The organism is Haloarcula sp. H-GB5 (genome assembly GCF_054850705.1).
In genome coordinates this window covers 1,229,239-1,242,011 of sequence record NZ_JBTWBG010000002.1, presented here as the reverse complement: position 1 = coordinate 1,242,011, position 12,773 = coordinate 1,229,239, and the positions used below count along the sequence as shown (strand labels likewise).

Sequence of the window (12,773 nt, the reverse complement as noted above, 5' to 3'; positions counted from 1 at the left end):
AAGCAAAATCAGGCGATCTCAGAAGCCAGGCATCAGATCGGCGGGGCCGAACACGCCGTAGTGTCCGGCGCGGTTGTTCCGGACGCCGGCTTTCAGATAGCCCAGCGCCGGCCCGTTGACGTTGGCTTCCATGCTCGTCGCGTCGTCCAGTTCGAAGGTGTTTGTGCCGGTCTCGCCGTCGAACGTCGTGCCCGTCACGCTGACCGTCGTCGTCGTCGGTTTCTCGTCCGAGCGCACGTCGAGGACGCCGCCGACGTGGACGTCCTCGGCATCGCAGATTCCTGCACGCTCCAAGAGCACGTCGTCAGCGTGCTCCATGTCGTGGAACTCCAGCACACCGTCGTGTTCGTCGATGAGGGCCTCGATCTCCGCTTCGCTCATCTCCCGGGCCGTCTCGATGTCGTAGCCGTCGAGATGAGCGATGTCCTCCCGGACCGTCCCGCGGTTGTCCTCGTAGCCGGATTTGAGGCCGACGCCCCACCAGATCTCGACTTCCTCGACCTCGACGAAGGACTGGGCGGCCAGCGCCGCCGCACCGGTCAGGAAGCCGGGGGTCGCGCCAGCACCGCAAACGAACGTGATACCCGACTCTTTCAGCAGGTCCTCACGGTCGTCGAGCATCCCGATGACACGGGAGCGTTTGAGTACGTCAATCATGACGCCCTCGTAGTCAGCCTCGGCGAAACGCTCGGCCACGCGCGGGATGAAGTCGTGTTCGAGGTTCGGCAGCGCCAGCAGGACGGCGTCGATGGCGTCGCTCTCGGCGATAATGTCGTCGATGGGCGTGTCCGTCGGCTCACCCTGCCCACTGGCGACGATGCCGGCTTGCTCGCCGTGCTGTTTGACGCCGTCGCCTCCACCCTCGACTGCGGCCGCACCGCCGTCAGAGGCGTAGTCGTCAGTGGGTGTCGCGGGCGTCGTCCCGGACGCGTCCTCAGGCCCACTTGCGATGTTGCCTTCCGTCGCCTCCAGCAGTTCGTCTACGTCGAGGCCACTGTGGTCGATAGCCACACCGTTGCGGTCACAGGCTGCGACCGCGGTGAGGCCGTCCTTGTGCTGTGAAACTTCGAGCGTCCGCCGTCCGATACCACCTGTTCCAAGCACTGCAAAGCGTATGTCGTCCATTGTCAGTCGTCGGATTTGAGCTCTGATTTGGTCTGTGCTGTCCCTGCCGCCGTCTCCGTCTCTGTCTCGTCGGTCGCGCGTTCTTTGACCGCCTCGGGGTCGAACTCGTTTGCGTCGGTGTTCGGTTCGAGCCCGGCCTCTTCCATGATTTCGAGGTCGTCGGCCGCCGTCTGTCCCTCGGTAGTGAGATAATCACCGGTGAGGATGCCGTCCGCGCCGGCCTCCAGTGCGGCCACCTGTCCGTCGGTGTCAAGGTTGACCTCGCGCCCGCCAGTCAGGCGTACGCGGGACTCGGGATGGAGCAGGCGGTACACCGCGATGGTCTTGACGACCTCCTCGGTCGTGATATCAGGCAGCCCCTGTTCAGCCATGGGGGTGCCAGCGACCGGATTCAGGATGTTCACCGGAAGCGAGGAGATGCCGATGTCCTGCAGGGCCATCGCCGCGTCGACCCTGTCGGTCGGCGATTCGCCCATCCCCAAGATGACGCCGGCACAGAGGTCCATGCCGGCCTCTTTGGCGACCTGGAGCGTCTCGACCCGCTTCTCGAAGGTGTGGGTCTGGACGACCTCTGGGAAGTACCGCGGTGAGGTCTCGATGTTGTGATTGTAATGATTGAGCCCCTCGTCAGCCAGAATCGCGGCCTCCTCCTCGGTGAGGATGCCGAGACTGGCGTCAACCTCCACGTCCGTCTCGTCGCGGACGAGGCGGATGGCTTCGAGGACCTCCTCCCACTCCTCGGGGCGGTTCTCCTTCGAGACGCCTTTCTCGGCGACGACAATACCGAACCGCTGTGCGCCGTCGCGTTCGGCGCGCTTTGCGGCTTCGAGTATCTTCTCCGGGCCGAGAAAGCCGTAGTTGTCGATGCCGGTGTCGAAGTGGACCGACTGGGCACAGAAGCCACAGTCCTCCGCGCAGTTCCCGGCTTTGGCGTTTACGATCGAACACGCGTCGACGGTGTCGTCACCCAGTTGCGTGCGCACGTAGTCGGCCCCGGCCGCCAGATCGTCGACCGGCTGTGCGATGAGAGCCAGCCCGTCCCGTCGGTCGAGGCGCTCGCCGTCCAGCACGCGTGCGACGGCGTCGTCTACCGTTTGGTTACCCGTCTCGTAAACCACACTCTCGGTGTCGGTTGACGGTCTGATAAAGATTCGGGTGGATCGCACAACTGAAGCGCCACTCACGGGGGTACCGTTTTACCAGCCCCGGTGCTACGCGTTCACATGGCTGGTTCGACGGAGACGGGAACCGAACACGTCGCCGAAGACGGCCACGAACACCGAAGCCGGTGGCCCCTGATAGCTGCAATCGGTGCTGCGTCGCTGTACTTGGGCGTTGGACTGGTCTTTGTCGGACTAGATCTGGTTCCGTCTGTGGTCCCGATTGTCCTCGGCGGTGCTGGTGCGATTGGCCTGCTGACCGGACTCGCTGGGTGGGCTAACGAGGCGTTCATCGCCGATTACCTACGGAACCGCAGGGATGGCGATTCCGACCTGTACGCCACGACGATGATTCTGTTCCTCGTGTCCGACGTGGCGACGTTTTCCGCCGGTTTCGTCTACTATGCCTTCATCCGGGCCGGGTCGTGGCCGCCGACTCACCTCCCGCCGTTGCTCGGCTCGCTGGTGATCATCAACACGGCGCTGCTGCTCGCAAGCAGCGTGACGCTCCACTACGGGCACGAGGCGCTCGAAGGCGGGAACCGGCGGCGATTCCTCGGTCTGCTCGGTGTGACGCTCGCGCTTGGCATCGTCTTCCTCGCCGGACAGGTGTACGAGTACTACGAGTTCGTTGCCGTGGAGGGCTTTGGTATCGGTTCGGGCGCGTTCGGGAGCGCGTTCTACGGCTTGACCGGCCTCCACGGCCTGCACGTCGCGCTCGGCGTCCTGCTGCTCGCTATCGCGTTCGGTCGCGCGCTCCGGGGCCATTACACGCCCGAGCGAGACACAGCTATCCGGACCACGTCGCTGTACTGGCACTTCGTCGACCTCGTGTGGGTGTTCCTTGTCGTCGTGCTGTACGTCGGTGCTGCGCTCTGAGCAACCACCGACCACGAGACCGCTACTCCGACCGGCCGGCCCGCTGGTCCAGCCGCACCAGCCGCCGGTACAGTGGCGGGGCCAGAACCCCGAGGAACCCGAGCGCGATTGCGAACACCCCGAGCGGGAACTGGAGCGGCGCGGCCGCGAAGCAGGTGTTCTCCGCGACGATGGTCACGTAGTATTCTTCACCTTCGTAGGTAACAACTGCCCCGCGGCGGAAGGCATCGGCGTTGGGCACGCTGCCGACGACCTGCTCCTCACCGAGCGGGTCGTCTACAGCCGTCAGAAAGGCCGTTTGTTCGGCCGAGGAGAGTTCCTCGAAGGCCAACTGTGGGAGCCGCGGTCCCGGTCCGCCTCCGCTGAACCGCTCGGCCGTCCGTTCCGGCTCTTCCACGCCGATAGTCGGGTTGCCACAGTTCTCCAGATCCGGCTCGACGAGTGCGTAGCCGCCCGGCACCGCTCCGGCGATACCGACCGCGATGAGCAGGACGCCGACGAAGGGCGCGAGATACTGGAAGACGAACGAGTCAGCACCGGAACTCATCCGTTAGCTTCCTCCTTCGCTGCGGCGGCGAAGCGTCTCGTCCGATTTGAGGTACTGGAAGGTCACGGTCAGCCCGATGCCGTACGCCCAGTGGGAGACGAGCACGAAGGTGAGATAGCCGACGAACGCGAGCCCGCTCTGGCCGGTGTAGAACGCGATGGCGAACCCGCTGGATATCAGTGTCGCGAACACCAGCCCAGTCTCGAACAGGAGGCGGCCGGGGAGGTAGTCGGAGAAGGCCAAGAACAGGAGTGGCCAGGTGACGGTCCCACCGACGAGGAACAGGACCGCGCCGATGGCCGGACTCGCGGGCAGCCCGACCAGTTCGGCGATCTCACCGAATGAAATCGGGTCGAGGACGCCGATGAGTATCGCCGTGAGGAGTCCGCCGCTCATCAGGACTGTTCCGACGAACCCGCCGACTGCGGCCATCCAGGCGTTCCGAGAGACGGTCTGGGCGACGGTGCCGACGCCGCCGGCCAGCCCAGTTGGTTCGGCTTCAGGGGCGTAGGAACGCCGCGTCGTCTCGGGCTCAGTCGGCTCCATGTCGTATTTGTCCATCATACGCTGTTCGAACCACTGCCACTCGCGTGTGAACTGGTTCGTCGTTTTCAGGCCCCACGGGTCGGTCGTCGTCACGGGCGTCCCTCGCCAGTACGAGACGAGCATGTTGTACAGCCACAGCAGGGCACTCAAGCCGATGACGTAGCCGCCAACGGTCGCGATCTGCTGGGCGAACTGGTACTCGGGCGGGTAGATCGCTTGCCGGCGCGGGAGCCCCAGCCCACCGATGACCAGCAACGTCATGAACGTCACGAACGAGCCAAAGACGATCAGCAGCGCCTGAAACCTCGCCATCCGCGTGTCGTACCACCGGCCAGTGATGAGCGGGTACCAGTAGTAGCTCGCGGCGATCATCAGGAACGGGATGATGCCGACGACGATGAGGTGGAAGTGACCCACGACGTAGTACGTCCCGTGATAGAGGATATCGACGGGGATGACAGCGAGGAACACACCGGTGACGCCGCCGATGATGAACGTCCCGATGCCGCCGGCACAGAGAATGAACGGCGCGGTCAGGCGGATGTCTCCCTCCCACATCGTCGTGATCCAGTTGAACACCTTGATCGCACTCGGGACGGCGATGGCGATGGAGACGGCCATGAACGACAGCTTCACTCGCGGGTCCGCGCTCGTCGTGAACATATGATGCGCCCAGACGCCGAAAGAGAGGACGCCCAGCCCTAGCGTCGAGTAGACGATGAACTGATAGCCGAAGAGTTTGCGCCCGACGAACTTCGGTAGAATAAGGCTCATCAGCCCTGTCGCTGGAAGAAAGAGGATGTACACTTCCGGGTGGCCCCAGAACCAGAACAGGTGTTGCCAGAGGATGGCACCGCCGCCCTCCGTGGCGAAAAAGGCCGTTCCGAGGTTCCGATCTAGCAGGAGCATCACGAGCGCGCTTCCAAGCAGTGGAAAGGCGAACAGCGCAATCCCGCTCGTGACGAGCATGTTCCACGAGAAGATGTCGAGGTTCGCCCAGCTGACACCCTCGCCGCGCTCGTAGACGATTGTGGTGATGAAGTTGATGGCCCCGACCGTCGTGGCGATGCCGCTCAGGTGTAACCCGAGCAACAGCAGGTCTATCTGTGGATTGGGCTGTTGCACAGACAGTGGCGCATACAGCGTCCAGCCGACGCTCACCTCCCGCATCGTGAGGAAAAACCGGATAGCGTCCGCCGGGAGCACCAGATTCAGCACCTGGCCGAGCACCTGAATCAGCAGTCCCATCCGGACCATAATCAGCGCTGGGGGCAGGAGCCAGAACCCGATGGCGTTGACCCGCGGGAAGGCCATGTCGTCGGCCCCGATGAGCAGCGGCAGGACGTAGTTCCCGATGCCGAAAAAGACGGGCAGGACAAAGAATATCAACATCGTCAGACCGTGCGTGGTAAACAGCGCGTTGTACGTCTCCGGCGTCCAGATGTCTGCCGGCGGCGTCAGCAGTTCCGTCCGCAGCATCATCGCGTCGGTGCCGCCCCACAGGCCGGCGGCGGTGCCGAAAGCGATGTAGAGCAGGCCGATATCCCGGTGGTCCGTCGTCGTCAGCCAGCGGTACACTTCGGACTGGATTCGACCGATTTCGAATTCGATCTCCTCTCGGGTCGTGTACCCACCGTCGCTCTCCGGTCGCGCCGTCCGCCGCTCCCGGAGCCACAGGCAAAGCACTGACAGCGCCAGTACAGTCAGCGCGGTCCCTTCGACGATAGCCCTGTTTAGCATCTGTGTGTAACGTGCCGGCCCGGAACGATTGCTCGTTTTGTCATGCTACACGTTACCAATTCCTGACACGCCCACGCTCATAAAACTACGCAGGAGGCTCGGACCCGCTAGCTGTCACCGCTCGCCTGTATCGGCCTTGGGCAAGCTATTTGACATACCGGTTGGTACAGTGTGACAATGCGTCTCCGACGGCGCGTGATTCGGGCGAGCTTTGTCGTGGTCGGACTCTCGCTACTTGCTGCTCCGGCCACAGCGCAGTCGGTCAACAGGGCAGCTATCGACGAACTCAACGCGCAACTCCTGTACGTCGCCCTACCACTGACGTTGTTCGTGGAACTCACCCTCGTGTACGTGATCTACCGGTTCCGGAACAACGACGACCCGAAGCCGACGGTTGACGACCCAGCGCTGGAAGTGACCTGGACGGCTGCGACAGGTGCAATACTCGTCTTCGTCGGCGTATCGGCGTTCGTGGTGATGGCCAACCCCTACATCACACCCGCAGCAGCCGAGGCAGCCGCCGACGGAGGCGACGTCTTCGCGGAGGATACGGAGATAGACGTCCTCGCCTACCAGTGGGGGTGGGAGTTTTCATATGCCGATGCGAACGTCACGACTGAGGAACGGCTCGTGCTTCCAGCCGACCAGAACGTCACGTTCAGGCTGCGGACGACGGACGTGATTCACGCTATCTACATTCCGCAACTGGGCGTCAAACAGGACATCTTCCCCGGCCGGACGATGACGGCCCGAACGCACGCGACAGAACCCGGCGAGTACCGGCTGTACTGCGCCGAGATGTGCGGGGCTGGGCATAGCAAGATGGACGCCACCGTCGTCGTCAAGAACCAGTCCGCCTACGACGCCTGGATGGAAAACCAGACGACTGCAGCTGGGTAGGTCGGCATACCGATGTGACGGCTCAGTACAGGTCGTCGAGTTCCTCCTCGGTGTGGCTGTGTGACTCGCCCGGGAACTCACCGGACTCGACGGCGTCAATGTACTCATCGACAGCGTCGGCTACCTCACCGCGAACGTCACCGAACTGCTCGGCGAACGGTGGGCTGGACTCGGAGAGGCCGACCACGTCGGTAAACACGAGCACTTGGCCGTCACAGTCGCCGCCGGCCCCGATACCGATTGTCGGGATATCGACGGCCTCGGTGACCTGAGCGGCGAGGTTCGCCGGGATGTGTTCGAGTACCAGCGCGAACGCGCCGGCGTCCTCGTGTTCTCGCGCGAGGTCGACGATCTCCTCGGCCTCCTCCCGGCCGGTCGCCTGTCTGGTGTAGCCGGTCTGGTTCACGCTCTGTGGCGTGAGCCCGAGGTGGGCCATCGTCGGGATGCCGAGGTCCGTCAGCCGGTCAGTCAGCTCGACCGTGTGCGGCCCGGATTCGAGCTTGACCGCGTTTGCGCCCTCCTCTTTCAGCATTCGTCCGCAGTTCTGGATGCTCTCGCTCTTGTCCGCGCCGAAGGAGAGAAACGGCATATCGGCGACGACAAGCGCGTCGTCTGCGCCGCGTGCGACCGCACCGACCCGGGACGCCATCTCATCGAGCGTGACCGGGAGCGTGTCGTCATGGCCGAGGACGGCGTTCCCCATACTGTCGCCGACGAGAATGACGTCGACGCCAGTGTCGTCAACGATGCTCGCGGTGACGGCATCGTAGGCTGTCATCATCGTGATCGGCTCCTCACCAGCCATCGCCTGCAGATCCCGGACAGTTGGCATATCCGAGCGGGGGCGCGCCTGCGCCTTACCTGTTCGGGTTGTGCGATTCGCTCAGGAAACCGCAAGGTGCTTGCCCCACCTAACTGTACCATCGGACGTGCCAACAGTCGAAAAGACGGACCCGGACGGCGTTGACTTCGGGTGGGTGATGCAGGTCACGTTCGTGACGACGATTCTCGTCGGCTCCCCGCTCGTCGTCCTTGCGTCGACTGCGGTCACGCTCCAGACGTGGACCGCGCGGGCGATGTTCGCGGTCCGCGTCGGGGCGCTCATCTGGTTCCTGACGGCCGTCTGCGTCTACCTCTACGCGCGGTACCGGGCCTGATCGAACTCGCTCGCCCACTCGAAGGCCATCCCGGCCCGCTGTGCGGCCGTCGCGTCGCTTTTCGAATCACCGACGAACACCGCTGCTTCGGGATCGACCCCGATTTCTTCGGCAATCGCCAGTAGTCCCTTCGGGTCTGGTTTCGGCGACTCGACAGTGTCACGGCCGACAACCGGACCGACGTAACTGTCGAGACCATGAACAGCCAGCGCCGCCCGACACGCCTCCTCAGCGTTGAGCGAGCACACGCCGACGGGGACGCTGTGTGGGAGGCCGTCTGCGAGCGCCAGTCGCTCCGATTCGTACGCACCGGTCCGCTCGTGGTCGGTGATCGCCGCTTCGACAGCATCTCGGTGGCCGGTCTCCGAAGACAGCGTCAGCATCTCCCAGAGGTCGCGGCTCTCGGGCTCGACGTCTCGTTCCCGCAGGACTGTCGCGACGTCGCTGGTCACCATCTCCCAATCGACGGCCAGTCTGACGAGTGTCCCGTCGAGGTCGTAGATGACGGCGTCGTGTGTCACACCCAGTGGTAGGGCCGACGCCCGCAAAACCGCTTCGCCCCCTCGGCCTCACTCCAGCAAGTCCTGTGCGATGATGTTCTGCTGGATTTCGCTGGTTCCCTCGTAGATGGTCGTCACCTTCGCATCGCGGTAGAAGCGCTCGACAGGGTAGTCAGTCGTGTAGCCGTAGCCGCCATGGATCTGAATCGCCTCGTTAGCCACGTCGACCGCCGTCTCGCTCGCGAAGTACTTCGCCATGCTCGCCGCCGCTCTCGCCCGCTCACCGCGCTCCAGTTGCTGTGCGGCGTTCCACGTCAACAGCCGCGCCGCCTGCACGTTCGTCGCCATGTCCGCGAGTTTGTGCTGAATCGTCTGGAACTCACTGATCGGCTGGTCGAACTGCTCGCGTTCCTTGGCGTAGTCGAGGGCCTCGTCGAGAGCGGACTGAGCGAGGCCGACCGCCTGAGCAGCGATTGCGACCCGCCCGGTAGTCAGAATCGATAGAGCTGCGGCCATCCCTTTGCCTTCCTCGGTCAGTTGGTAACGTTCGGGCACACGGACGCCGTCGAACTGGAGCGGCGTCGTGTCGCTCGCGCGGAGCCCGAGTTTGTCCTCTTTCTCGCCGACGGTGAGCCCCTCAGCGTCTTTGGGCACCAGGAACTGCGTTATCGAATCCGGGTCGTCGGGGTCGGCCTTCGCGAAGACGATGACGACGCCCGACCGTTTGCCGTTGGTTATCCACTGCTTCTCGCCGTCGATGACGTACTCGTCACCATCCCGCCGAGCGGTGGTCGACATCTCCCGCGGGTTCGACCCGGCCTGTGGCTCCGAGAGCGCGAACGCACCGACCGGGCGGCCGTCGGCCATGTCGGGGAGCCAGTCGTCCTGCACTGCCTCGGAACCGAACTGTGCGATACACGAGGTCGCGAGGCAGTGGACAGACAGCGCCGTCGCGACCGCGAGCGACCCGTACGCGAGTTCCTCGTTGACCAGCGCGTACGTCGGTTTGTCGGCGTCGAAACCGCCGTATTCGGCCGGCGTCGTTAGCCCGGTGATGTCGATATCCGCGAGCCCGTCCCAGCACTCCTCGGGAAAAGACTGCTCGCGGTCGGCATCGGCGGCTTTCGGACGGATGTCCTCGACGGCGAACTCTCGTACGGTGTCGCGGATGGCTTGCTGCTCAGCGGAGAGGTCCATACCGGCCGTTACACCGGAGTCGGAAAAATATCAGGGGGTCAGTTGGACTCGACCAGGTCGATGTCGAGGTACTGTTCCAGCGCCTTGATCGTCGACCCGCCGACGTTCGCCTGCGTCGCGCGCCCCTGCTCGACAGCGAGGATATCCGCTTCGTCAAGATCGAGTTCCTCAGCCAGTTCACTCGTCTGCAGTCCCTCATCCTGACGCGCCTCCGTCACGCGCTCGCCGTACTTGCTGACCAGATACGGGAGCTGGTCGTCGTCGTAATCCGCGCCGTCCTCCCAGTGGGACGTATCGGCTCGCTGTGCGTCCTGCAGCTTCGCCGCGTTCTGTGCGGCTTTGCGTTTCCGGTTCTGTTCGTCGCGCGAGCTGTCACTCCCTGTCGTTCGCTCGTTTTCCCCGTGGTCACGCGCACAACTGTCACACACTTGGAGGGTCGCACCAGCGACGTTCGCGGTCTGGAGGTCGCCGCCGTCGCTACCGCAGAGCTCACAGCTCCCGCCGGCGCTGTCGCCACCACTGCCGGTCGAGTATTTGGCCATGCCCCCCGTAGCGGTTTCGTGATATTTCAAACGTCCGGTTCGACCGAGTGTCACACCCTCCCGGGGCGGGTCCAAACGAAAGCGCTTTTATTTACCCACCGGAAACAGTTGAATGCACTCAGACAGAGCGCGCGTGGGTAGCCAAGCCAGGCCAACGGCGCAGCGTTGAGGGCGCTGTCCCGTAGGGGTCCGCCGGTTCGAATCCGGTCCCACGCACTCTCAGAGTGCAGGTGCATTCCCTTGGGACTGCACCCACGCAAACTTACTTCGGACACAACGCTTCCAGAGCGTTCGCTGTCCAGTCCCTGTTCAAGAAATCGACAGACGCGACCTGAGCGAGCCCACCCCTCGCTCACCGCATCTCGTCGAGCGCGACGGCGTGCTCGATGTCGACCGAAATCCAGTGGGTCGGGAGCTCGTCGTCCTGATCGCTGAAGACGGTGAGCTCCGTCGGATTGTCCGCATCGTCGACCGCATACTCGAACCGAGCCGATCCTGCGGGGCGAGCAGACGAGTCACGGAGTGGGTCATACACCGACATCGTCAATCCCTCATTTGGAAGAACGCGGACACTCCACATAAGCGGCAGTCGCGATTCTTGCGGTGTGGGAATCAGGCCGAAGTCTGTCGCCCGCCTTTGTAACAAGACTGCGCGGGACCGGATTCGAATCGAAGGAAGACTCATTTCACTCGTCTTCCAGGGTTCGGAATCCGCTGGCGAGTCTGCTGCTCGCGTGTTGCTCGCAGCAAGACTGCGCGGGACCGGATTCGAACCGCCTGAACATCGCTCACTTTGTTCGCTCGTTCCGTGCTTCGAATCCTCATTCCGCACTCACGGCTCTCATGAGTTATTCGAGCCGAGAAGTGCGCGGGACCGGATTCGAACCGGCGGACCCCTACGGGATAGCGTCCTAAGCGCTACGCCTTTGGCCTGGCTCGGCAACCCGCGCGCACCAGTCGATATCCGCGTTGGCATCAAGAACCCTTCGCTTGCGGGCGACGAAGGTTTAGGTGGGATGGGGAACAACGGATCTGTATGTACCGCGCCAGTGACCGCATTGAGCACGACGAGTGGCTGTCCGATATCGAAGCGGCGTCGGACAGGCTCGACCTCGGGACAGCGGCGCGGTCCCACGCGGTCGATCTGTTCCTCTCGACAGTTCCAGAGGAAGACCGGTCGAAGCAGGCGACAATGGCGGCCAGTGTGTACGTCGGTGCGCTGGTCGCCGGTGAGGAGCGGTCCCAGTCGGCCGTCGCAGAGGCGACGGACGTCTCCCGGTTGACGATTCAGCAGCGCTGGAAGGACTTGCTAGAGACGGCTGGGTTAGAAGCGCCGGGCTGGTAGCTACGAAATGTTCTGACGGCCGGTGCGGTTCGGGGTGAGGTTCCCGTGTTCGTCGATTTCGCCCTCGACGATCCGGGTCGAAGAGATGATGTCGCCGTCCTCGGCGCGGACGTGCGGGACGACTTCGATTTCGAGCGGGTCGTGGCCCCGCTCCTCGCGGATTTCGTTGATGCGGCGGCCACCGGTCTCCGTCTCTGGCGAGACGACGAGCGTGTCGAACTGCGGCTCCGTGGCGATACCGGTCGGCTCGGTGAGTTCTCGGACCTCCCATTCGCGCTCCTGATCGGCTGCGAGCGTCGCGAGTTCGTCGGCGAGTGCGGATTGCCGTTCGCTGAACGGGCGAACGTGGCGCTGGTCGTGGCGCGTCTTCGGCGCGAGGTCGTCGCTGGTGAGGCCAACTGTCACGTCCCCGAGTTCGAATGCGCGTTCGAACAGTGCGCGGTGTCCGTCGTGAATCGGGTCGAACGTTCCCCCCAGCGCGACATTCATATCCCGGGCAACGGCGCGGGTAGGTTTAGTAATATCGACTTGCGAAACAGCCTGCTGGAGCCGGGTTGGACTACACGTCAGTGTCGTCGTTTTCGCCCTCGGACTCGTCTCCGTCGTCGCCAGTGTCCTCGCTGGCGTCGGCGTCGTCCGTGCCGTCGTTCGCATCCTCGACCGAAATCGTCACTGGCTCGTCGTCAGGTTCCAGCGTTGTTTCGCCGCCGATGTGGTCGTCGAGGTTGAACACCGTGTTTAGTTCCGACTGGATGTCACCGACGATGGTGTTGACGAGGTCGCTCGGCGGAATCGCGCTGTACTCGTAGGGGTTGTTGCCCGCACCGTCGCTCTCACGCTTCTGGCGGGTCACGACCTCTTCCTCGGTGAGCGCCGCCAGAGCCTCGCGGACCGTGCTCGGATACAGGCCGGTCCCCTCGGCTATCTCCTCACTGGTGCTCTCGGGCTGTTGCCGCAGGTGGACGTAGATCCGTGCCCGGGTCTCCGTGTCGAGCGCCCACGCCAGCAGGTCGACGATCCCTTCGTCGAACTGCTCGACCGCACGGTCTGCCTCCTGTTCGATTCGTTCACGGACATCGCCTGTGTCCTCGGGGTCGTCGTGGTCGTTGTCGTCTGCAGACATGCGTTGTCTCTG

General features: G+C 63.7%; 15 protein-coding genes and 2 tRNA genes. 5 read left to right on the top strand and 12 right to left on the bottom strand.

What is annotated here, in order from left to right; genetic code table 11:
• Positions 1-18 precede the first annotated feature (18 nt).
• Together ACYJ11_RS14390 and bioB are read right to left on the bottom strand one after the other, a co-directional pair.
• Positions 19-1,140, bottom strand: a complete 1,122-nt coding sequence (locus ACYJ11_RS14390; protein WP_461648446.1) for a transcriptional regulator — start codon at positions 1,138-1,140, stop codon at positions 19-21.
• Positions 1,128-2,243, bottom strand: coding sequence for a biotin synthase BioB (gene bioB / locus ACYJ11_RS14385; protein WP_461648258.1), 1,116 nt, complete (start codon positions 2,241-2,243; stop codon positions 1,128-1,130). The genes ACYJ11_RS14390 and bioB overlap by 13 nt, the downstream gene beginning before the upstream one ends.
• A 105-nt stretch (positions 2,244-2,348) precedes the next feature.
• On the opposite strand from bioB, the gene ACYJ11_RS14380 reads away from it, so the two are divergent.
• A complete protein-coding gene (locus ACYJ11_RS14380; RefSeq protein WP_461648257.1) occupies positions 2,349-3,164 on the top strand; it encodes a cytochrome c oxidase subunit 3 in 816 nt (271 codons plus the stop codon).
• Between the two features lie 22 nt (positions 3,165-3,186).
• On the opposite strand, the gene ACYJ11_RS14375 is transcribed toward ACYJ11_RS14380, so the two are convergent.
• Both ACYJ11_RS14375 and ACYJ11_RS14370 read right to left on the bottom strand, forming a co-directional pair.
• Positions 3,187-3,711 (bottom strand): hypothetical protein, encoded by a 525-nt coding sequence (locus tag ACYJ11_RS14375; RefSeq protein WP_461648256.1) that lies wholly within the window; start codon positions 3,709-3,711, stop codon positions 3,187-3,189.
• A gap of 3 nt (positions 3,712-3,714) precedes the next feature.
• Positions 3,715-5,997: a DUF6789 family protein gene (locus ACYJ11_RS14370; RefSeq protein WP_461648255.1), complete on the bottom strand. Its 2,283-nt coding sequence runs from the start codon at positions 5,995-5,997 to the stop codon at positions 3,715-3,717.
• Between the two features lie 177 nt (positions 5,998-6,174).
• On the opposite strand from ACYJ11_RS14370, the gene coxB reads away from it, so the two are divergent.
• Positions 6,175-6,897: a cytochrome c oxidase subunit II gene (gene coxB / locus ACYJ11_RS14365; protein WP_461648254.1), complete on the top strand. Its 723-nt coding sequence runs from the start codon at positions 6,175-6,177 to the stop codon at positions 6,895-6,897.
• Positions 6,898-6,919: 22 nt separating this feature from the next.
• On the opposite strand, the gene panB is transcribed toward coxB, so the two are convergent.
• Positions 6,920-7,729, bottom strand: coding sequence for a 3-methyl-2-oxobutanoate hydroxymethyltransferase (panB, locus tag ACYJ11_RS14360; protein WP_461648253.1), 810 nt, complete (start codon positions 7,727-7,729; stop codon positions 6,920-6,922).
• 97 nt (positions 7,730-7,826) lie between these two features.
• Here panB and ACYJ11_RS14355 point away from each other — a divergent pair, with 97 nt between their 5' ends.
• Entirely contained in the window at positions 7,827-8,054 is a 228-nt protein-coding gene (locus ACYJ11_RS14355; protein ID WP_005534398.1) for a DUF5822 domain-containing protein, read from the top strand.
• Here ACYJ11_RS14355 and ACYJ11_RS14350 read toward each other — a convergent pair.
• Genes ACYJ11_RS14350 through ACYJ11_RS14340 form a run of 3 tightly spaced genes read right to left on the bottom strand, consistent with a single transcriptional unit; the run spans position 8,033 to position 10,293 of the window.
• The gene (locus ACYJ11_RS14350; protein ID WP_461648252.1) at positions 8,033-8,575 is read right to left on the bottom strand and encodes an HAD family hydrolase; all 543 of its coding nucleotides are present in this window, start codon (positions 8,573-8,575) and stop codon (positions 8,033-8,035) included. The genes ACYJ11_RS14355 and ACYJ11_RS14350 overlap by 22 nt on opposite strands.
• 48 nt (positions 8,576-8,623) lie before the next feature.
• Entirely contained in the window at positions 8,624-9,751 is a 1,128-nt protein-coding gene (locus ACYJ11_RS14345; protein ID WP_188977124.1) for an acyl-CoA dehydrogenase family protein, read from the bottom strand.
• A gap of 38 nt (positions 9,752-9,789) precedes the next feature.
• Positions 9,790-10,293 carry a helix-turn-helix domain-containing protein gene (locus ACYJ11_RS14340; protein ID WP_005534404.1) on the bottom strand — a complete coding sequence of 168 codons (504 nt, stop codon included), beginning with the start codon at positions 10,291-10,293 and terminating at the stop codon, positions 9,790-9,792.
• A 131-nt stretch (positions 10,294-10,424) separates the two neighbouring features.
• On the opposite strand from ACYJ11_RS14340, the gene ACYJ11_RS14335 reads away from it, so the two are divergent.
• A tRNA-Leu gene (locus tag ACYJ11_RS14335) sits at positions 10,425-10,509 on the top strand.
• Positions 10,510-10,645: 136 nt separating this feature from the next.
• On the opposite strand, the gene ACYJ11_RS14330 is transcribed toward ACYJ11_RS14335, so the two are convergent.
• Positions 10,646-10,873: a DUF7511 domain-containing protein gene (locus ACYJ11_RS14330; protein ID WP_229727239.1), complete on the bottom strand. Its 228-nt coding sequence runs from the start codon at positions 10,871-10,873 to the stop codon at positions 10,646-10,648.
• Between the two features lie 285 nt (positions 10,874-11,158).
• Positions 11,159-11,243: transfer RNA gene (locus ACYJ11_RS14325), tRNA-Leu, on the bottom strand.
• Positions 11,244-11,329: 86 nt separating this feature from the next.
• On the opposite strand from ACYJ11_RS14325, the gene ACYJ11_RS14320 reads away from it, so the two are divergent.
• Positions 11,330-11,638, top strand: coding sequence for a cyclin family protein (locus tag ACYJ11_RS14320; protein ID WP_004961393.1), 309 nt, complete (start codon positions 11,330-11,332; stop codon positions 11,636-11,638).
• Here the strand turns inward: ACYJ11_RS14320 and ACYJ11_RS14315 are convergent, their stop codons facing one another.
• Complete coding sequence (locus tag ACYJ11_RS14315; protein ID WP_461648251.1) at positions 11,639-12,127, bottom strand: phosphopantetheine adenylyltransferase; 489 nt, start codon at positions 12,125-12,127, stop codon at positions 11,639-11,641. It abuts the gene before it with no gap.
• Between the two features lie 70 nt (positions 12,128-12,197).
• A complete protein-coding gene (locus tag ACYJ11_RS14310; protein ID WP_461648250.1) occupies positions 12,198-12,761 on the bottom strand; it encodes a helix-turn-helix domain-containing protein in 564 nt (187 codons plus the stop codon).
• Positions 12,762-12,773 lie beyond the last annotated feature (12 nt).